At 68.2% G+C, this 20,290-nt stretch carries 17 protein-coding genes and 1 pseudogene; 9 read left to right on the forward strand and 9 right to left on the reverse strand.

What is annotated here, in order from left to right; translation table 11 throughout:
- Positions 1-42: 42 nt before the first annotated feature.
- Together HWX00_RS33215 and HWX00_RS33220 are read right to left on the reverse strand one after the other, a co-directional pair.
- Positions 43-291 carry a DUF2795 domain-containing protein gene (locus HWX00_RS33215; RefSeq protein WP_049029761.1) on the reverse strand — a complete coding sequence of 83 codons (249 nt, stop codon included), beginning with the start codon at positions 289-291 and terminating at the stop codon, positions 43-45.
- 111 nt (positions 292-402) lie between these two features.
- Positions 403-573 (reverse strand): hypothetical protein, encoded by a 171-nt coding sequence (locus HWX00_RS33220; RefSeq protein ID WP_006489933.1) that lies wholly within the window; start codon positions 571-573, stop codon positions 403-405.
- Positions 574-724: 151 nt separating this feature from the next.
- Between HWX00_RS33220 and speG the strand changes: the two genes are divergently transcribed.
- The 3 genes from speG (at position 725) to HWX00_RS33235 (ending at position 2,861) form a co-directional block, all read left to right on the forward strand.
- Positions 725-1,282: a spermidine N1-acetyltransferase gene (gene speG / locus HWX00_RS33225; protein WP_175028613.1), complete on the forward strand. Its 558-nt coding sequence runs from the start codon at positions 725-727 to the stop codon at positions 1,280-1,282.
- A 487-nt stretch (positions 1,283-1,769) separates the two neighbouring features.
- Positions 1,770-2,117, forward strand: a complete 348-nt coding sequence (gene sap1 / locus HWX00_RS33230) for a surface attachment protein Sap1 (RefSeq protein WP_175028612.1) — start codon at positions 1,770-1,772, stop codon at positions 2,115-2,117.
- A gap of 189 nt (positions 2,118-2,306) precedes the next feature.
- Positions 2,307-2,861 (forward strand): YaeQ family protein, encoded by a 555-nt coding sequence (locus tag HWX00_RS33235; RefSeq protein WP_034190198.1) that lies wholly within the window; start codon positions 2,307-2,309, stop codon positions 2,859-2,861.
- 21 nt (positions 2,862-2,882) lie between these two features.
- Here the strand turns inward: HWX00_RS33235 and HWX00_RS33240 are convergent, their stop codons facing one another.
- On the reverse strand, positions 2,883-3,296 hold the full coding sequence (locus HWX00_RS33240) for a VOC family protein (RefSeq protein ID WP_049029763.1): 414 nt from the start codon (positions 3,294-3,296) through the stop codon (positions 2,883-2,885).
- 431 nt (positions 3,297-3,727) lie between these two features.
- Between HWX00_RS33240 and ada the strand changes: the two genes are divergently transcribed.
- From ada to gshA, 3 genes are all read left to right on the forward strand, one after another.
- On the forward strand, positions 3,728-4,819 hold the full coding sequence (gene ada, locus HWX00_RS33245; protein ID WP_175028611.1) for a bifunctional DNA-binding transcriptional regulator/O6-methylguanine-DNA methyltransferase Ada: 1,092 nt from the start codon (positions 3,728-3,730) through the stop codon (positions 4,817-4,819).
- On the forward strand, positions 4,816-5,775 hold the full coding sequence (locus HWX00_RS33250) for a DNA-3-methyladenine glycosylase family protein (RefSeq protein ID WP_049029766.1): 960 nt from the start codon (positions 4,816-4,818) through the stop codon (positions 5,773-5,775). The genes ada and HWX00_RS33250 overlap by 4 nt, the downstream gene beginning before the upstream one ends.
- 465 nt (positions 5,776-6,240) lie before the next feature.
- Positions 6,241-7,854, forward strand: coding sequence for a glutamate--cysteine ligase (gene gshA / locus HWX00_RS33255; protein ID WP_034190202.1), 1,614 nt, complete (start codon positions 6,241-6,243; stop codon positions 7,852-7,854).
- Positions 7,855-7,928: 74 nt separating this feature from the next.
- On the opposite strand, the gene HWX00_RS33260 is transcribed toward gshA, so the two are convergent.
- Complete coding sequence (locus HWX00_RS33260) at positions 7,929-8,240, reverse strand: DUF4148 domain-containing protein (RefSeq protein WP_034190203.1); 312 nt, start codon at positions 8,238-8,240, stop codon at positions 7,929-7,931.
- Positions 8,241-8,706: 466 nt separating this feature from the next.
- Here HWX00_RS33260 and HWX00_RS33265 point away from each other — a divergent pair, with 466 nt between their 5' ends.
- Positions 8,707-10,347, forward strand: a complete 1,641-nt coding sequence (locus HWX00_RS33265) for an L-lactate permease (RefSeq protein ID WP_034190204.1) — start codon at positions 8,707-8,709, stop codon at positions 10,345-10,347.
- Positions 10,348-10,442: 95 nt separating this feature from the next.
- Here the strand turns inward: HWX00_RS33265 and HWX00_RS33270 are convergent, their stop codons facing one another.
- A complete protein-coding gene (locus tag HWX00_RS33270) occupies positions 10,443-11,360 on the reverse strand; it encodes a LysR family transcriptional regulator (RefSeq protein ID WP_034190205.1) in 918 nt (305 codons plus the stop codon).
- A gap of 230 nt (positions 11,361-11,590) precedes the next feature.
- Here HWX00_RS33270 and HWX00_RS33275 point away from each other — a divergent pair, with 230 nt between their 5' ends.
- Together HWX00_RS33275 and HWX00_RS33280 are read left to right on the forward strand one after the other, a co-directional pair.
- Complete coding sequence (locus HWX00_RS33275; RefSeq protein ID WP_175028610.1) at positions 11,591-13,762, forward strand: phosphocholine-specific phospholipase C; 2,172 nt, start codon at positions 11,591-11,593, stop codon at positions 13,760-13,762.
- 190 nt (positions 13,763-13,952) lie between these two features.
- Complete coding sequence (locus HWX00_RS33280) at positions 13,953-14,681, forward strand: phosphonate utilization associated transcriptional regulator (RefSeq protein ID WP_034190207.1); 729 nt, start codon at positions 13,953-13,955, stop codon at positions 14,679-14,681.
- A 91-nt stretch (positions 14,682-14,772) separates the two neighbouring features.
- Here HWX00_RS33280 and HWX00_RS33285 read toward each other — a convergent pair whose 3' ends face one another.
- The 4 genes and pseudogenes from HWX00_RS33285 to HWX00_RS33300 form a co-directional block, all read right to left on the reverse strand.
- Positions 14,773-16,161 carry an FAD-dependent oxidoreductase gene (locus tag HWX00_RS33285; protein ID WP_175028609.1) on the reverse strand — a complete coding sequence of 463 codons (1,389 nt, stop codon included), beginning with the start codon at positions 16,159-16,161 and terminating at the stop codon, positions 14,773-14,775.
- A gap of 102 nt (positions 16,162-16,263) precedes the next feature.
- Positions 16,264-17,394 carry a 2-aminoethylphosphonate--pyruvate transaminase gene (locus tag HWX00_RS33290; RefSeq protein ID WP_034190208.1) on the reverse strand — a complete coding sequence of 377 codons (1,131 nt, stop codon included), beginning with the start codon at positions 17,392-17,394 and terminating at the stop codon, positions 16,264-16,266.
- Positions 17,395-17,441: 47 nt separating this feature from the next.
- Positions 17,442-19,170 (reverse strand): annotated as a pseudogene (locus HWX00_RS33295) (putative 2-aminoethylphosphonate ABC transporter permease subunit).
- Positions 19,167-20,258, reverse strand: a complete 1,092-nt coding sequence (locus tag HWX00_RS33300) for a putative 2-aminoethylphosphonate ABC transporter ATP-binding protein (protein WP_124609243.1) — start codon at positions 20,256-20,258, stop codon at positions 19,167-19,169. The pseudogene HWX00_RS33295 and the gene HWX00_RS33300 overlap by 4 nt, the downstream one beginning before the upstream one ends.
- Positions 20,259-20,290: the final 32 nt, after the last annotated feature.

A 20,290-nucleotide genomic window follows, 5' to 3' on the forward strand; every position in this document is an offset into this window, starting at 1 on the left:
GCGACCGGTGCGGCCCGATCCTATCGCGTTATCGGCATCCGCTCAAATGCCGAGCCCCGGGCCGAAGTTGCCGGCGACCCAGTGCGTGACGGCATCGACGTCCGCGTAGTCCTGTTCGGGCAGGCCGTCGAGCATCGACAGCACTTCGTTGCTGGCGCCGGCGTCGCGCGCGGCATCGACGATCGCATCCTTGTTCGCCGGGTAGCGGACGGCCGCCAGCACGTCGGCGATCTGCAGGTCGATCGTTTCGTGAGGGATATCGTGAGCAGGGGCAGCGGGCTTGTCGTTCACGTCGGCGTCTCGCGGGTTGGGCGGGAATCGGGTCGAAGGGGCGGTGCAGCGCGCGTTACTTGGCCCGGGGCGTCCGGGCCGGCGCGTGCTGCGGATCGAGGGTGAACCGGCTCAATGGCCGCGTCGCACGCGGCGCCACGGATGCTTCCAGTCGATATGCGGTGCGTTTTCGTCGCGTGGATGCTGGCGCCGGTGTTCTTGCCACAGTTCGTCGGAAAACAGCGCCGCGACGATGACGAGCGGCAGCACGAGGAATATTCCGAGTATGACTTGCTCGATCACGATAGCCTCCTTGCGGTGGCAGGAACCCTTGCTCCCATTCTAGGCTCTGAACCTCGCCCGCGTTCAATTTCTTACAGTGCGGAACGGGCCCGGACGCGGCCGTGCCGCGCGGGCGTTCCGCCCGTGCGCCGGCATCAAACAGGACACCAACATGCAACTCCAGAACGATACCCACACGCTCGCGCTGCGGCCCCTGGAGCGCCAGGACCTGCGCTTCGTCCACGAGCTGAACAACGACGCGAAGATCATGCGCTACTGGTTCGAGGAGCCGTACGAAACCTTCTCGGAACTGTCGCAACTGTACGACCGCCACGTGCACGACCAGCGCGAACGCCGGTTCGTCGCGGTCGATGCGCAACGCGAGCTGGTCGGCCTCGTCGAGCTGATCGAGCTCGACTACATCCACCGCCGCGGCGAGTTCCAGATCATCATCGCGCCGCAATGCCAGGGGCGCGGTTATGCAGGGCAGGCGACGCGCCTCGCGATCGAGTACGCCTTCAAGGTGCTGAACATGCGCAAGCTGTACCTGATCGTCGACACGTCGAATGCGGCGGCGATTCACGTGTACGAGAAATGCGGATTCCAGCACGAAGCCGAATTGAAGGAAGAATTTTTCGGAAACGGCGCGTATCACAACGCCTATCGCATGTGCATTTTCCAGCGCGATTATTTCGAACGCCAGCAATCCAGTCCGAATAAGGCAGGGTAAACACGCTCGCGAAAAACGCTTGCGACGGAACCTTCTCGGGTGCCGAATCCATGCGGGGAACTACGGATAAATACGGATTCGCTTATACCTGGCATTTTTCTTGTGTCGGGTAATGGCGATTCCGCGCTGCGGTAAAGTCGAATCGTTTCGGATGACTTTATGTGCGGCGCATCAAAATGATCGGGATCACGAAATGGATTATCCAAACCGTTCAATTGCCGCCATGTAACTTGGATGAAAGCCTTGTCGGATAACGCTTTCCGCCCGGCGTGACGGGGCTGTCCGCCACGCGACAGGTGTTTTCCGCCGCATGCGCGCGCGAAAAACGGGCTGGGCACGGGGGTGCGACAATCCGCCGCTATTGCGGTCGCACAACAAATGTGCTTGCTATCGTTTGCCGGTCTTCTAAAGTGAAAAACGCGGGTTCACGATCATCTTTAAACGCATAGCTAACCCCAGCCTGGTGCCCGCAGCCTGGAGACAGAACATGATGAAGCGTACCGGTATCCTTTTTGCCCTCGTCGGCGCATTTTGCGCGGTGTCGATTGCCCGGGCCGGCGGCGATTCCGCCGTGAAGCCGAAGCAGGAAATCCAGTTGACGAAGAATGCGTGGGGCTGCCTGTCGAAAGACAATCTGGATTCCGTACTGAATCACGAGCGTGACGGCAAGTCGCAGGCGAAGCAGCAGTACTTCGACGACTTCCGTTGCCTGTCGGTGCCGGAAGGCCAGCGCTTCCGCGTGGTGTCGGTCGACCAGGGCGACGTGCAGTTCGTCAGCGCCGACAACAGCGACCAGCAAGGCCTCTGGACCGATTCGCGCTTCGTGAAGCAGTAACCGATCCATCCCCGCGCAGTCGCACGACGCGCGAGCGCGCCGGCCCGAGGTGCCGGCGGCGCGAACCGAACACGGCCCGGCTGATGCCGGGCCGTTGCGCTGTGGGGCACGCATGACACGCGCCGGGCGGCGCGCATTCGGTATCATCACGGCCCGACCGAACCGAATGCCCGCCCGGGCCGACTCCGCATGGCGCTGAAATCCACGATCTACAAAGCCGAACTGCAAATCGCCGACATGGATCGGCACTACTACGCCGATCACGCGCTGACGGTGGCGCGCCATCCGTCGGAAACCGACGACCGGATGATGGTGCGCATCGTCGCGTTCGCGCTGTTCGCGCACGAGCGGCTCGAATTCTGCAAGGGGCTGTCGGACGTCGACGAACCCGATCTGTGGCAGAAGGACCTGACGGGTGCGATCGACGTGTGGATCGAGGCCGGCCAGCCCGACGAACGGCGCATCTCGAAGGCGGCCGGCCGCGCCGGGCAGGTCACGGTGATCGCGTACGGCGGCAAGACCTCGGATATCTGGTGGCAGGGCGTGCGCAGCAAGGTCGAACGGCTGCGCAACGTGCAGGTGCTGTCGCTCGCCGACGGCGTCGCGAGCGCGCTCGGGCAGCTCGCGGAGCGCACGATGCGCCTGCAGTGCACGGTGCAGGACGGCGCGGCGTGGATCTCGAGCGCGGACCACGATCCCGTTGCGGTCGAATGGACGGTGCTGAAGGCGCGCGCGGACGCGTGACGGCCCGCATGCCGGCCGCGTTCAGCCGATCGCGGGCGGCGGCCCCTTGAATTCGACCATGTTGCCTTCGGGATCGAACAGGTAGATCGACGGCCCGTAGCCGCCGGCGCCGTAGCGGTCGGCCGGGGCGCCCGGGCGCGCGCCGTGCGCGGCGAAATGGGCGATCAATGCGTCGGGGTCGAACGGCTCGACGCGCAGGCACAGGTGATCCAGGTTGCGCCCGGTGCCGGGCGGCCCGCTGTCGGGGCGGTCGATCGGGCCGCCGACGGTCAGCAGGTCGATCAGCGCATCGCCGGCGCGCAACTGCACGAGGCCCAGATCGGGCTGCTCCTTTTCCACATGGCAGCCGACGGCGTCGCAGTAAAAGCGCGTCATCGCCGCCATGTCGGTCACGCGCAGCACGATGTGATCGATCCCGCGGATGGTGGGCTTCATGAACCGATACTCCTTCGCAGTCGACGAGCATCGAGTGTAGACGCATCGCGCCTGCGCCGCCGGCCGGAACACGGCACAATCGACAGACGAAAAAAAGCCCGTTCACGCAGTGCGGAACGGGCTTAATCCATATCAGGAGGAGACATGGAGGAGACAGTTCCAACTATACACACGGCGATGGTGCGACGCAATATTCCGTTTGCAAAAAAACGTCAGGACGGCGATTTGTCGCATCCGCACTGCAGCAAAATGGTGACGGGACGACGACGAAAACCGCGCCGGAGCAGCCGTTTCGGGTGTTTTGTCGGATGGACGGCCGGTCGATGTGTCCCCGGTTCGGCCGCGCGAATCACAGAGCAAGATTCAGGGCGCGACGGCAGGTGCCGATGTCTAGAGTGGGCACCATCTACACTAGAGCGTGCGAGGTTCAGATGAAAACTGCCTATCCGACCGACGATGCCCGCTGGGGCGCCGTGACCAAGCGCGATCCGCATGCGGACGGCGCGTTCTTCTATGCCGTGAGCACGACCGGCGTGTTCTGCCGTCCGACCTGCGCGTCGCGGCTGCCGCGCCGCGGGAACGTGTCGTTCTTCGCCGATCCGGCGGCCGCGCGCGCGGCCGGCTTCCGGCCCTGCAAGCGCTGTCAGCCGGAAGGGCTGCCGCGCGAGCTCGAGATCGTCAACCGCGCGTGCGCGGTGCTCGACGCGCATGCCGAGCGGCTCACGCTGCAGCAACTGAGCGATGCCGTGCACGTGAGCCCGTTCCACCTGCAGCGGCTCTTCAAGCGCGTGGTCGGCGTGTCGCCGCGGCAGTACCAGGCCGCGCAGCGCGGCGCCGCGTTGCGGCAGGCGCTGCAAAGCGGGCAGCCGGTCACGCAGGCGGCCGTCGATGCGGGTTTCAACTCGCCGTCGCGGCTCTATGCGTCGGTGCCGCGCGAGCTCGGGATGGCGCCGTCCGCGTTCCGCCGCCAGGGCGCCGGCCTGACGATCGACTATGCGACCGCGTCGACGTCGCTCGGCACGGTGCTCGTCGCCGCGACCGGGCAGGGCATCTGCCGGATCGCGTTCGGCGACGAACCGGCGGCGCTCGTCGGCGAGCTGAAGGACGCCTTTGCCCGCGCCGAGCTGGTCGAGGCGTCCGCCCGGCTCGCGCCATTCGTCGCGCAGATCCGCGCATACCTGGACGGCACGCGGCACGCATTCGACCTGCCGCTCGACATCGCGCCGACCGCATTTCAGCAGCGCGTGTGGGAAGCGCTCACGCATATTCCGTACGGCGAGACGCGCAGCTACTCCGAGATTGCCGAGGCGCTCGGCTCGCCGCGCGCGGTGCGGGCGGTCGCCTCCGCGTGTGCGTCGAATCCGGTCGCGCTCGCGATCCCGTGCCATCGCGTCGTGCAAAAGGGCGGCGCGCTGGCAGGATATCGCTGGGGCGTGCGCCGCAAGGCAACGCTGCTCGCATCCGAGGCGCGTCATATCCACCCCGATGAAGCCGAAGCCGTGACGGAGGGCAGTGCGGTTTGAGCATCGAAACGACAACGATCACGTCCATCGCGAACGGCGGCCACGTGCCGCCGTCCGCGCAAATGACGCTGCGCTACCAGGCGCCGTACGACTGGGCGCGCGTGCTGCGCTTCTTCAGCGGGCGCGCGATTCCGGGCGTCGAACAGGTCGCGGACGGCGCGTATCGCCGCATCGTCGACCTGCACGGCGATGCGGGCCGGCTCACCGTCACGAAACATCCGCGCAAGCATTGCCTGATCGCGACCGTCGAAGGGGCCGTCGCGCGTCATGTCGACGAGGCGTTCGCCGCGCGCGTCGCGACGATGTTCGACCTCGGCGCCGATCCGGCCGCGATCGGCGGCGGGCTCGGGCGCGATCCGTGGTTCGCGCCGCTCGTCGAGGCCGCGCCGGGGTTGCGCGTGCCGGGTGCGTGGTCCGGGTTCGAACTGGCCGTGCGCGCCATCGTCGGCCAGCAGGTGAGCGTGAAGGCCGCGACGACGATCGTCGGCCGGCTCGTCGAACGGGCGGGCGAGCGCGTGGTGCATGACGACGACGGCGCACCCGCGTGGCGTTTCCCGACGCCCGACGCGCTGGCCGCGTGCGATCTCGACAAGATCGGGATGCCCGGCAAGCGGGTGGCCGCGCTGACGGGCGTGGCGCGCGCGGTGGCGGCCGGCGACGTGCCGGTCGATCGCGCGCATGCCGATCTCGCGACGCTGCGCAGCGCGTGGCTCGATCTGCCGGGCATCGGTCCGTGGACCGTCGAATACATCGCGATGCGCGCGTGGCGCGACCCGGATGCGTGGCCGGCCTCCGATCTCGTGCTGATGCAGTCGATCGCCGCGCGCGATCCGGCGCTCGACCGGCTCGCCAGCCAGAAACGCCGCACCGAAGGCTGGCGGCCGTGGCGCGCGTATGCGGCGCTGCATCTGTGGAATGAGGTGGCCGACCGGGCGGGCGGCGCGCGCGGCGGGTGATCGCGGCGCACCGCGGTCGGGTGCGACCGCAAGAAGGCGGCGCCGCAACCCGCTGCGCACGCGGTGCCGGCATGCGGGGAGTGCCGGCGTGACGCGGCCCGTGAGGGCGATTCCACGCATCCGGCATCGGCCGGATGTCGCGCGTGCGGATGCCTGCGCACGCGTCGTTTCCCGATCCATTCAGCGGCACGGTTGCACCTGCCGCCACCCGTTCGTCGTTCTCGTTCCGTCCGACGAATGGCGGTGACCGGCGTGCGGATCGGCTTCGTCGCGAACGGGTGACACGGGCCCGGACTGCCGCGCCGGCCCCTCCGATGGCCCGCTCAGGCCCGTGTGCCGTGCCCGGCGCCACCTCAAGCGCGTGTTCCGGCGAGATGTTAAAGTGCCCGCTACCAACGAAGCGACCAACAATCCAGCCGGCCGCGCGCGGCGTTCTGCGCGCGGCCGTCACGCACTTGCGTCTCCATGTCGAACACCATGACTCACCGCCAGTCCGAACTGCTGCTGAAACGCCTCGACGCGCTGAGCTCGGGCCCGACGCGGCAGCATCTGCCCGACGGCCTGCGCGGCATCGAGAAGGAAAGCCTGCGCGTGACGCGCGACGGCATGATCGCGTTCACGCCGCATCCGCGCGCGCTCGGTTCGGCGCTCACGCATCCGGCGCTGACGACCGACTATTCCGAAGCGCTGATCGAACTGATCACGCCCGCCGAGCGCGATGCCGCCATCACGCTCGAACGCCTCGACGACCTGCATCGCTACGTCTATGCGTCGCTCGGCGACGAGCTGCTGTGGAACGACTCGATGCCGGGCCTGCTGCCGGCCGACGACCAGATTCCGATCGCCAACTACGGCACGTCGAACATCGGCCGCCTGAAGACGGTGTACCGGCGCGGCCTCGCGTATCGCTACGGCCGCACGATGCAGTGCATCGCCGGCATCCACTACAACTACTCGCTGCACGAGGAGGTGTGGCGGCGCCTGCATGCGGAAGAAGGCTCGACGGCCACGCTCGTCGATTACCAGTCGGAGCGCTATCTCGCGCAGATCCGCAACTTCCGCCGCCGCAGCTGGTTGCTGATGTACCTGTTCGGCGCATCGCCGGTGCTCGACACGAAGTTCCTGCGCGGCAAGCCGCACAAGCTCGACACGTTCGACGCCGACACGCTTTACCTGCCGTATGCGACGAGCCTGCGGATGAGCGATCTCGGCTACTCGAACACGACGGCCCAGGCCGCGCTGCACGTCGACTACAACACGCTGCCCGGTTATCTCGACGCGCTGTCGAAGGCCGTGAGCGAGCCGTATCCGGCATACGAGGCGATCGGCACGCATCGCGACGGCGAGTGGATCCAGATCAACACGAACGTGCTGCAGATCGAGAACGAGTTCTACTCGACGATCCGCCCGAAGCGCGTCACGTACTCGGGCGAGCGGCCGCTGCATGCGCTCGCGTCGCGCGGCGTGCAGTACATCGAAGTGCGTTGCCTCGACATCGATCCGTTCGAGCCGACCGGCATCGCGCTGGAAACCACGCGCTTCATCGACGCATTCCTGCTCGCGTGCGCGCTGGACGACAGTGCGCCGCTCGACTGCGATGCGTACAAGGAAGCGAACGCGAACTTCGGCAGCGTGACGATGGAAGGCCGCAAGCCGGGGCTCGCGCTCACGCGCGACGGCCAGTCGATCTCGCTGCGGCAGTGGGCCGACGCGCTGATGGCCGATATCGAAACCGTCGGCCGCCGCCTCGACGAGATCCGCGGCGGCGACGAGCACGCACGCGCGATTGCCGCGCAGCGCGAGAAGCTCGCCGATCCGGAACGCACGCCGTCCGCGCGCGTGCTGCGCACGATGCGCGACAACGGCCAATCGTTCCTCGCGTTTGCGCTCGCGCAGAGCGAAGCGCATGCCGCGCATTTCCGCGCCCGTCCGCCGTCGGCGGATACGCTGCACACCGAGCAGGCGCTCGCCGCGAAGTCGCTGGCCGAGCAGGCCGAACTCGAAGCGAAGGAGGCCGGATCGTTCGATGCGTTCGTCGCGGCCTATCGCGCCTATACGCTGAACCGCTTCAGCGTCTGACGGTCGCGCGGGCGGCCGGCGCAGCGCGCGCCGCGCCGCCGCGGCGCGATCGTCCGGTTCCTTCCGTCATCGGATCAGTGATGCGCGTACGTGCCGCGATCGATCGCGTGCGGCAGCGCCGGCTTGCCTGATTCCCCGTTCGCCCGGCCGTCGCTGCCGTGACCGGTATCGCCGCCGCGCGCCCGCGCGGCACGCTGCATGATCGCCTGCATGTGCTCCGGAAAGTCGGGACTGCTTGCAAGACTCGTCCGGTAGCCGGCGGCCTGCAATTCAACGAGTTCCTGGCGGACCTGCGCGCGCGTCACCGTCGATGCCGCCTGCGCATGGGCGGCGACGGCCGCGCCGATCAGCAGGAAGGCGCATGCCGCGTGTTGGATCGTCTTCATCGTGTCTGCTCCGAGAGGTTCCGGTGCCGCGCCGTTTCTGGCCCGGCCGGAATCGATGCAGCCAGTCTAGGCGTCGGATGCCGGACGAAACATCCTCGTTGCCGTCAGTCACCTTTGCCGCGCGCGCAACATTGCGCGGTCGACCGCATGACCGGGCTTCCTGTCGAACGCGACAGCCGCCCGCCATCCGCCGGTCATCTGGCGGCGCAACGGCCGTATCGGGTCGTCGCGCATCGGGCTTGTCCCCCTTGTACAAGCGCCGCGCGCCTCCTAACCTCTTTTAAGCGACCGATCGGTTGGCCATGCAACGTCATTGCGTGCGCAAGCGCCCGATCGTGGTCGTGACCACAGGACATCGCCTTGTACCGAACCCGGGGCATCGACACGCCAACCCGGGTCGTCAGCGCAAGGCATGGGACCCGAGTAAGCGCTAAAGCGCCAACTCGGGTCGACATCTGGAGACACGATGAACCCGACCGACGCCCTACCGCCCGGCATCGTCTTCGCGCAGCCGCTGACGCCCGTCGCCCACTCGCTGCTGCTGTCGTTTCTCGTCGCCGCGATCCCGATCGCCGTCGCGCTGATCGCGCTCGGCGTGCTGCGCCGCCCGGCGTGGCAGGCGTCGCTCGCCGGGCTCGTCGCGGGCCTCGCGGTCGCGATCGGCGCGTGGGGCATGCCGGCCGGGCTGGCGTTCAACGCGGTCGGCGCCGGCATGGCGCTCGCGGTCGTGCCGGTGATGTGGATCGTCTTCAACGCGCTGCTGCTGTACAACATCGCGGTGAAGTCGGGCCGCTTCGACCAGTTCCGGCAGTGGATGCTCGACAACCTGCCCGACGACCGCCGCCTCGTGCTGCTCGTCGTCGCGTTCTCGTTCGGGTGCCTGCTCGAAGGGATCTCCGGATTCGGCACGCCGGTCGCGATCACGAGCGCGCTGCTGATCGCATTGGGTTTCCCCGCGCTCGAAGCGCTCACCTATACGCTGCTGTTCAACACGGCGCCGGTCGCGTTCGGCGCGCTCGGCGTGCCGATCACCGTGCTCGGCGCGGTCACGTCGCTGCCGCCCGCGACGCTCGCGCAGATGGTCGGCCGCCAGCTGCCGTTCTTCGCGCTGCTGCTGCCGTTCTACGTGGTCGGCGCGTACGGCGGGCTGCGCTCGATTTCGAAGCTGTGGCCGGCGCTGCTCGTGTCGGGCGGCAGCTTCGCGCTCGCGCAGTTCGTCACGTCGAACTTCCTCGGCTACCAGCTCACCGACGTGCTGTCGTCGCTCACGTCGCTGATCGTGACGATCGGCTTCCTGCAGGTGTGGAAGCCGCAGCCCGATCCGCAATACGCGCTCGCGCGCAGCGTGCCGGCGGCGGCCGGCGCCGCGCGCGCGGGCTTCGGCGGCTGGCTGCCGTGGCTCGTCGTGTCGGTGGTCGTGATCGTGTGGGTGCACGCGAACATCGCGGCGATCGGCGACGTGAAGATCAAGTGGCCGGGCCTGCACAACGCGGTGTTCGTGTCGCTGTACCACAAGCCGTATGCGGCGATCTGGGACTTCCAGCCGCTCGGCACGGGTACCGCGATCCTGGTGTCGGCGCTCATCACGGCCGCGCTGACGCGCACCGGCCCCGGCGCGTTCGTCGAATGCGTGGTGAAGACGTGGCGGCAGACCTGGATCGCGATCGTCACGGTGATGATGATCGTCGGCCTCGCCTACCTGCTGAACTACTCGGGCATCAGCTATACGCTCGGCACCGGCGTCGCGTCGACGGGCGCATTGTTCCCGCTGGTGTCCGCGTCGCTCGGCTGGATCGCCGTGTTCCTGTCCGGCAGCGACACGTCGGGCAACGCGCTGTTCGGCAACCTGCAGGTCGTGGCCGCCCGGCAGCTGGGCCTCGATCCGGTGCTGATGGCCGCGACCAACTCGTCGGGCGGCGTGATGGGCAAGATGATCTCGCCGCAGAACATCGCGACGGGCGTGTCGACGACGGACCTGAAAGGGCAGGAAGGTGTCGTGTTTGCGCGCACCTTCTGGCACAGCGTGATTCTCACGCTGCTGCTCGGCGTGCTGGTGTTCCTGCAGCAGCACGTGCTGACGTGGATGATTCCGGCACTGCCGAAATGAGGTGAGCGCAACGACGGAAGGAAGGCACGAGGCAACACGAGGGAAGGCGCGGGAACAGCGCCGGTCAAGTGCGGAACCGGCGAGCGCGCGGCAGCTCAGCGCGCGTTCGCCCGCCGCGCCGTGCGTCCGGTTTCGTCCGCCGCGGCCGGCTTGCCGCCGTCCGGCAGGATGCACGCGAGGAACGCGTCGATCGCCGGGCTCTGGCGGCGCGCCTTCAGGTAGTACACGTATTCGTCGATCGTCGTTTCGGCGCCGCGCAGCGCGATCACGCGCAGGTCAGGATGGCGTTCGGCCTCGCCGAGCGGAAACAGGCTGCCGCCCACGCCGTGCAGGATCGCCTCGCGGATCGCTTCGCGGCTGCCGATCTCGGCAACCGACACGGCCGCGACACCGGCCGCCGCCAGGATCGTCTCCGTGCAGCGGCGCGTGACCGAACCTTCCTCGCGGATCAGCAGCCGCACGTCGGCGAGTCGAGCCGGATCGATCGCATCGAACCGCGCGAGCGGATGGTTGCGGTGCACGACGAGCACGAGCGGATCGGTCGAGATCACCTTGCGTTCGAGGCCGTCGGCATCGTTGCGCTGCGACGAGACGGCGAGGTCGATGCGGAATTCCTGCAGCGCCTGCAGGATTTCATCGGAGTTGCCGATCCGGCACGTGAGCGCGATCGACGGATGCGCGTGCGAGAAGCGGCCGACCGCATCCATGATGTAGTACGGGCCCGTTGCGCCGATCCGCAGGTGGCCTTCGAACAGGCCGCCGACGTTGCGCAGCATGATGTCGGCCTGCGCCTCGAGCGCGATCATCTGCTCGACGAGCGGCAGCAGCTCGATGCCGGTCTCGGTCACCTCGAGCTTGCGGCCGCTGCGGTAGAACAGCTCGACGCCGTACACCTGCTCGACCTGCCGGATCTGCGCGGCGATCGTCGGCTGGCTCACGCCCAGATGGCGCGCGGCGCGCGTGATGCTGCCCTGCCGGACGGTCGCGTGGAACGCCTTCAGCTGATCGAACACGACTCGGCTTCTCCCCCCTCTTCATCGCGCGTCAGCGTAGCGCACGCGTGTGTCGGCCGCATGAAAGGCGCGTCGTGCGCCGCTTCGAAAAAAACCTGTGGGTCACCCAAAGAATCCTGCGGTAACCGGTCATGGCCGGGACACGCCGGTGCGGGGTAATGGCGGGTAACACACCGACCGCCGGCCCCGCTCGACCGGCCCTCACTCCTACCGACAACAGGGTTCCCTTCATGTCCTCGAACAATCGACGCGATTTCCTGCGCCTTGCCGCGCAGTCGGCCGGCGCGATGGCCGCCTATGCGGGCTTTCCGCCCGCGATCCGCAACGCGCTGGCGATGCCGGCCGCCTATCGCACGGGCACGATCCGCGACGTCGAACACGTCGTGATCTTCATGCAGGAAAACCGTTCGTTCGACCATTACTTCGGCGGGCTGCGCGGCGTGCGCGGCTTCGACGATCCGCGCCCGCACCTGCTGCCGAGCGGTGCGCCGGTATGGCAGCAGCCGCCGGCGTCGGTGTTCACGAAGAACTACCATTCGCGCGGCCTCGATCCGTCGGCGCCGTACGTGCTGCCGTTCTACCTCGATCCGAAGCAGACGACCGAATTCCAGCCGGGCACCAACCACGGCTGGAGCAGCGGCCACCTGTCCTGGAACAACGGCCAGTGGGACCAATGGGTGAACCAGAAGCAGGACGTGCTGACGATGGGCTACCTGAAGCGCCAGGATCTCACGTACCACTACGCGCTGGCCGATGCATTCACGATCTGCGATTCGTACTTCTGCTCCGCGCACGCAGACACCGCGCCGAACCGCATCTACCTGTGGACCGGCACGGTCGACCCGCGCAACGTCTACGGCAACCCGCCGAACGGCCCGGGCATCGGCGAGCGCGACGACGTGAACGGCTACACGTGGACGACCTACGCCGAGCGCCTCGAGAACGCGAAGATCAGCTGGAAGGTGTACCAGGGCGGCACGGGCATCCCGGGCGACCCGACCGACAACTACACCGACAACTCGCTGATGTTCTTCAAGAAGTTCCAGGTGAAGGAAGGCGCGAGCGGCCCGCTGGTCGACAAGGGCGCATCGGACCACACACTCGCCGAGCTGAAGGCCGACGTGCAGGCGAACCGGCTGCCGCAGGTGTCGTGGATCGTGTCGCCGTACAAGTACAGCGAGCACCCGCAGGCGTCGCCGACCGACGGCGCGTTCTACATCAACATGGTGCTCGAGGCGCTGACGTCGAACCCGGAGGTGTGGGCGAAGACGGTGTTCATCCTGAACTACGACGAGAACGACGGGCTGTTCGACCACGTCGTGCCGCCGGTGCCGCCGGTCACGAGCGGCGTGGGCGGCCAGGGCATCGTGTCGTCGAACCTGCTGTCGACCCTCGGCGACGAGCTGCTCGACCTGAACCAGTACCCGGGCGAAATGAGCCCGCTCGTGCCGGGCGCCGACCCGGGCGGCATCCAGCCGATCGGCCTCGGGCCGCGCGTGCCGCTGATCATCATCTCGCCGTGGACGAAGGGCGGCTGGGTCTGCTCGGAAACGTTCGACCACACGTCGGTGCTGCGTTTCCTCGAAGCGCGTTTCGGCGTGAAGGAGCCGAACATCAGTGCATGGCGCCGGTCGATCTGCGGCGATCTCACGTCGGCGTTCGACTTCTCCGCGCGACCCGACACGCGCACGGTGAGCTTCACGGTGCCGCAGCACATCGCGACGGCCGGCCAGGCGTACCAGGTGCCCGCCCGGCAGTCGATGCCGGCGCAGGAGCCCGGCACGCGTCCGGCGCGGGCGCTGCCGTACGAGCTGTTCGTGCATGCCCACGTGCATGGCCGCGACGACAGCGTGTCGCTCGACTTCGCGAACGCCGGTGACGCGGGCGCCGCGTTCTACGTGTACGACCGCCGCAACCCGGCGACGCCGCCGCGCCGCTACGCGGTGTCCGCGCACGACCGCTTCGCCGATACGTGGAGCACGTCGGCCGCGCGCGGCGAGTACCATCTCGCCGCCTACGGCCCGAACGGCTATCTGTGCGAGTTCCAGGGCAACACGCGGCTCGCCGCGGACGGCCGCCACGCGAACCCCGAGGCGAAGATCGGCTACGACGTGCGCAACCGCCACGTGTACCTGCAACTGCGCAACAGCGGCCGCGCGACGTGCCGCGTGACGGTCGACAACGCATACGGGCATGCGCCTGCGCGGACCTACACGCTGGAGCCGGGCGAGCGCATCGAGGACCACTTCGCGCTGTCGTCGAGCCACGGCTGGTACGATCTGACGATCACCGCGACGACGCTGCGCGGCGGCGACGACAAGGTCGTGCGCCGCTTCGCGGGCCACGTCGAAACGGGCCGGCCGAGCCAGAGCGATCCGGGGCCGGTGAAGCGCACGGCCTGACGGCCGGATGTCGCGCGGCCGGGCAGGTTCGGCCGCCGCGTGCGCGCCGCCTGCCGGGCGTGTTCCGGCAGGCGGCATGGATTTTTGGAAACTGAAAACTGTTGACAATGTGTCGGACCGAGGGTATACAAGGATCATTCGCCGATAGGGCGCCCTCGTTTTCACCCGCAGCTCCGCTGCCTGTCCGACCATGACTTCCCCGAACGCGCTCAGCGCCATCGAACTCCTGCAAAGCCAGTCGCTCGCGATGATCGTCCAGGACATGCTCGAGCGCGCGATCGTTTCCGGCGAATACGCGCCCGGCGAAAAGCTCAACGAAGTCGACATCGCGACCAGGCTGAACGTGTCGCGCGGCCCCGTGCGCGAAGCGTTTCGTGCGCTGGAGCAGGCCGGCCTGCTGCGCAACGAGAAGAACCGCGGCGTGACGGTGCGCGTCGTGCCGCTGCGCGAGGCCGAGGAGATCTACGAGGTGCGCGCGATGCTCGACGAGTCGGTCGCGCGCGCGCTCGCGACGCGCATCTCGCCCGACACGCTGAAAGTGCTGAAGGGCATCATCCAGTCGATGAAGGACGCCGCGAAGACGCACGACGTCACGCGCTATACCGAGCTGAACGTGCAGTTCCACGATGCGATGGTGGTCGGCGTCGGCAATACGCACCTCACCGACACCTACCGCCGGCTGGTGCGCCAGCTCGGCCTGCTGCGCCAGGCCGCGATCGAGGCCGAGGAGGATGCGATCGCCGTGTCCGCGGCCGAGCACGACAAGATCGTGCAGGCGCTCGCGGCCGGCGACGGCGAGCAGGCCGTCGCGCTCGTGCGCGAGCACGTCGCGCACGGCCTCGCGCGGATGCGCCGGACGCACGAGCAGGGGCTGCCGGCCGCGGGCAAGGCGGCGCGGGATAAAACCGCGCGCGCATGAGCGTCGGCGGCGCCCGCGCGGGCTGCCGCACACACACAAAGGGACGCTGCGCAGCGTCCCTTTTTCGTTGCGTCGTCAGGTCGACGCGTCGTCACGCCTTGTCGGCCTTGCCGGCCGCGCTCGCAAACTTCGCGAGCCACGTATCGACAGCCGATGGCTGCCGGCTTTCGTCCTCCGCACGCTCCTTGCGACGGATCGCATTGCGCACGACGTGCGCGCCGACGTAACGGATCGGCTCCGGCGGGAAATGGCCGAGCGGGCCGCGCGCGATCGGACTGCGCGTCCATGCGTTGTCGAGGCCGAGCACGAGCGACGACAGGATCTGCCCGCCCATGTAGGTCGGCCCGACGCCGTTGCCCGAATAGCCGAAGCCGTAGAACACGTTCGGCGCGTCGTCGAGGCGGCCGAAGAACGGGAAGCCCGTGACCGAACGATCAGACGGGCCGTTCCAGCTCGCGGTGACCGGCACGCCGGCGAGCGACGGGAAGAACTCGCGCAGGCTGTGCGTGAGTTGCGCCTCGTACGGCGAGCGCCGGTCGAACACCGGCGCGATGCGGCTGCGCCACGAGAACGTGTTGCCGCCCTTGCCGAGCATCAGCCGCCCGTCGGCCGTCGTGCGGTAGTAGTAGACGAAGATCCGCGAATCGAGCACCGACACGCCGTCCACGAGGCCGGTCTTCTCGAGCAGTTCCGGGCATTTCTCGGTGATCACCATGTCGCTCGACACGACCGCGATCGTGCGCTCGAACTGCGGAAAGCGGCTCGCCATCCACGCGTTGATCGCGAACACGAGCGTGCCCGCCGTGACGCTGCCGGACGGCGTGCGCACGACGGCCGGCTGCCCGGGCGTGAAGTCGAGCATCGGCGTGCGCTCGTAGATCCGGATGCCCATCGCGCGCGCGACGCGGCGCAGCCCGCGCACGAGCTTGCCGGGATGCACGGTCGCGGCGATCGCCGAGTAGACGCCGTCGATGTTGCGCGCGGAGCCCGAGCGGCGCGCGACCTCCGCGGGCGGCAGCGGTTCGTAGCTGTGGATGCCGGCTGCGGCGAGCGCGTCGAGCACCGGCGCGAGCGTGCCGACCTGCGCGCGCGACGTCGCGGTGTACAGCGTGCCGTCGAGGCGCAGTTCCGCGTCGATGGCGTGCGCGCGGCAGAAATCGGCGATGTGCTGCACGGCCGCTTCGGATGCCCTCACGAGCCGGATTGCCTCGGCTTCGCCGAACAGGCGCCGTAGCGTCAGGAATTTCGCGGACCACGTGAGCAGGCAGCCGCCGTTGCGTCCGCTCGCGCCGGCGCCGCACAGGTCGGCCTCGAGGATCGCGATGTCGAGCGCGGGGTTCTGCTGCTTCGCCTGGATCGCGGTCCAGAGTCCCGTGAAGCCGCCGCCGACGATGCACACGTCGGCCTGCGTCGCGCCATGCAGCGCGGGGGCGAGATCGCCGTCGTTGAACAGCGCTTGTTCGATCCAGAAGGGTCGCATCGGATGGTTCGTCAATAAGGGTCGAGGCACGTGCCGCGCACGGCCGGGAAACGGGCGGCCGCAGGCGCGTACGCACGCGGCCGGCTGCGTCGCGCTGCGTCGTTAAGCCGCCGCTGCGGCCGAGACGCGGCGCACGCCCATCGCGCGCAGCGTGTCGGCGATCGCGGCGACGGCGCCTGGAATTCCGGCTTCGCCGAAGTGGCCGATACAGCCGACGCGGAACGTCTCGACTTCGGTCAGCTTGCCCGGATACAGAATGTAGCCGCGCTTTTTGACCTCCTGATAAAACCGCTTGAAGTCGTAGTTCGGGTCGTCCGGCGCATGGAACGTGACGATGATCGGCGCCTGGATCGCCGGATCCAGGAACGGCCGGAAGCCGAGCGCGAGCATCCCGTCGAGCAGCGCGCGCGTGTTGCGCTGGTAGCGGCCGCCGCGCGCGGCGAGCCCGCCTTCGTCGACGTATTGCGCGACGGCCGCGTCGAGTGCCGCGACCACGTGCGTCGGCGGCGTGAAGCGCCATTGCGTCGTGCGCTGCATGTAGACCCACTGGTCGTGCAGGTCCATCGCGAGCGAATGGCTGTTGCCTTCGCAGCGTTCGAGCGTGCTGCGCTTCGCGATCACGAAGCCGAGCCCCGGCACGCCTTCGAGGCATTTGCCGGACGCCGCGATCACCGCATCGAACGGCGTCGTGCGCGCATCGATGTCGATCGCGCCGAACGAGCTCATCGCATCGACGATCAGCGCGCGCCCGTGCTGCGCGACGACCTGCGCGATCTCGTGCAGCGGGTTCAGCACGCCGGCGCCGGTCTCGCAGTGGACGAGCGCGACGTGCGTGATGGTCGGATCGGTGGCGAGCGCGCGCTCGACGTCGGCCGGATCGACGCGGCGATCCTCGCGGTAGTCGATCGTCGTCAGCCGGCGGCCGAGCACGCGGCAGATCTTCGCGATGCGCTGGCAATACGCGCCGTTGTTCGGCACGAGCACGTGGCCGTCGCGCGGCACGAGCGTACCGATGGCCGCTTCGACCGAGAACGTGCCGCTGCCTTGCAGCGGCACGCATTCGTGCGTGCCTGCGCCGTGCACGATCCGCAGCAGGCGTTCGCGCAGCCGCGCGGTGATCGCGTTGAAGTCGCTGTCCCACGAACCCCAGTCGCGCAGCATCGCGTCGCGCGTGGTGTCGGAGGTCGTCAGGGGGCCGGGGGTGAGCAGGATCGGCTGGGCGGCGAGCGTCATGGTGTCTCCTTGATGAAGTCGGGACGTCACGTGAATGCGGCGGGAAATCAACGGCGATGCGGGTTGCGCCACGCCTGCGTGCGGCGCAGCAGGCGGTGCGAGATGCAGGCGAACAGCACGCACGCGAACGAGGAGGTCGCGAGCACGAGCGTGGCCATCGCCGCGGCCGGGCCCATCTGGCCCGCGTCGTCGAGGTTCAGGATCGCGACCGACGCGGGCTGCGTGTCCGGCGAGTACAGGAACGCGACGGCCGAGACCGTCGTCATCCCGTTGACGAACAGGTAGCGCGCGATCAGCAGGATCGCGGGCAGGCACACCGGCACCGTCACGCGCAGGAAGGTCTTGTAGAACGGCACCTTCAGCGATGCGGACACGGCCTCGAACTCGCTGTCGATCTGCCGGAGTGCGGTGACGGCGGTGAGGTGGCTCGACGCGTAGTAGTGGACGACCGTGACGATCGCGAGCAGCCACAGCGACCCGTACAGCCCGTTCAGCGGATTGCCGGGCGCGTTGAACAGGAAGATGTAGCTGATGCCGAGCACGAGCCCCGGCACGCCCATCGGCAGGATCGCGCACAGGCTGATGAAGCCGCGCAGCCAGCGCGCGCCGCGCGTCTTCTCGATCAGGTAGGCGCCGCCGAACACGACGATCGTGCCGCCGATCGCCACGGTCGCGGCCATCCGCAGGCTGTTCTGGTACGCATCGAAGATGCCGGCCGCGATCAGCCCCATCCGGTAGTGTTGCAGCCCGAGGCTCATCTGGTACGGCCAGAACTTCACGAACGACGCGAACACCGAGATGCCGACCACCGCGATGAAGAAAGCGCACACGAGCGCGCAATACGCGAGCATCGCGGCGTCGAAGCCGCGCGACGGTTTCGGCTGGTACGGCGTCGAGCGTGCGCCGAGCTGCGACTGCTGGCGGCGGCGGATGAAGAAATCGACGCCGAACGCGACGAGTGCCGGGCACAGCAGCATCAGGCTCACGACCGCGCTGCGGTTGAAGTCCTGCAGCCCGATGATCAGCTTGTAGATGTCGGTCGACAGTACGTTGTACGAGCCGCCGATCACGACCGGCACGCCGAAGTCGTTGATGCACATCGTGAACGCGACCATCGTCGCGCTGATCAGCCCGTACTTCGCGCCGGGCAGCGTGATCGCGAAGAACTTGCGGATGCGGCGCGTGCCCATGGCGTCGGCGGCCTCGTAGAGCCGGCCGTCCGCGAGCGACAGCGCGGTGACGAGGATCATCAGCACGTGCGGGAACGACGCGTACACCATGCTCAGCACGATGCCCGGCAGCCCGTAGATCGAATGGCCGTGCAGCAGCGGCTTCAGCAGCCCCGCGTTGCCGAACCAGTAGATGAACGACACGGCCGACAGCAGCGTCGGCGCGAGCAGCGGCAGCAGCGCGATCGTGCGCGCGGCGTTCTTCAGCGGCATGCACGAGCGCGTCAGCGCATACGCGAACGTGAACGCCATCGGCACGACGATCATCGTGACGAGCGCGCCGACCGTCAGCGAGTGCAGCATCGAGCGCAGCACGCCGCTGTCCTCGAGGTATTCGACGAAGTTGTGCGCGCCGACGAAACGCCCGTCCGCGTCGACGAAGCATTTCTGCACGACGAGCGCGAGCGGCAGCAGCAGGAACAGCGACATCAGCGCGGCCATCGCGACGAGCGCGAGCTGCGCGAGGCGGTCGTGCCAGTGCGTGATCTGCCGCACGTCGGCGGGGGGCGGCGGCGCCGCGGCGGCGCTCGGTCAGGACGGTGCTCATTGCAGTCGCTCCTTCGCGCACGGGAACACGCGGACATGCTCGCGATCGAGCGCGAGGTCGATGCGCGCGCCGGCCTGCACGCCGGTGCGGTCGACGTCGTGATACGACAGGTCGGCGACGATCTCCTGGCCGTCGAGCCCGTCGATCCGGAAGCTCACGCGGCAGAACGCGCCGAGGAATTCGAGCTTCTCGACGCGGCCGGCCAGCACGTTGTCGGCCGTCTCGCCCGGTACGCGGATCCGCAGGTCTTCCGGCCGCACGTAGACCGATACCGCCGCGCCTGGCGCGGGGCGGGCCGTGCCATGACGACAGTCGAGGCCAACCGCGCCCGCGCGCAGCGTGCCGTCCCGCGCGACTTCGGCGGGAATCGTGTTGACCCGGCCGATGAAATCCGCGACGAACGGCGAGGCGGGCTGCCGGTAGATTTCGAGCGGCGTGCCGATCTGCTCGATCACGCCGTGGTTCATCACGACGATGCGGTCGGCCATCGACAGCGCTTCTTCCTGGTCGTGCGTGACCATGATCGTCGTCACGCCGAGCCGTTGCTGCAGCGCGCGGATTTCCTGGCGCAGCCGCACCCGCACGCGCGCGTCGAGCGCGGACAGCGGCTCGTCGAGCAGCAGCAGGCCCGGGGACGTCGCGAGCGCGCGCGCCAGCGCGATCCGCTGCTGCTGGCCGCCGGACAGCTGGCCGGGATGCTTGCGATGGCTGTCGGGCAGGCCGACCAGCGCGAGCAGCGTGTGCACGCGCGCGTGGATCGCGTCGCGCTTCATCTTCCGGTTCACGAGCCCGTACGCGACGTTGTCGTACACGGTGAGGTTCGGGAACAGCGCGTACGACTGGAACACGATGCCGTAGTCGCGCAGTTGCGGCGGCAGCCGCGAGATGTCGCGGCCGTCCTGCATGATCTGGCCGGCGTTCTGCGTCTCGAGCCCCGCGATGATCCGCAGCAGCGTGGTCTTTCCGCAGCCCGACGGCCCCAGGAAGCAGATCATCTCGCCCTTCATCACGCTCAGGTCGATGTCGGTGAGGACCTGCGTGTCGTTGTACCGCTTCTCGATGCGTTCTACGCTCAGATAAGGTGCCATGCGCGCCTCCATGCTGGGGCGGCCCGGGGGCC

The organism is Burkholderia seminalis DSM 23518 (assembly GCF_902832885.1).
Classification (GTDB): domain Bacteria; phylum Pseudomonadota; class Gammaproteobacteria; order Burkholderiales; family Burkholderiaceae; genus Burkholderia; species Burkholderia seminalis.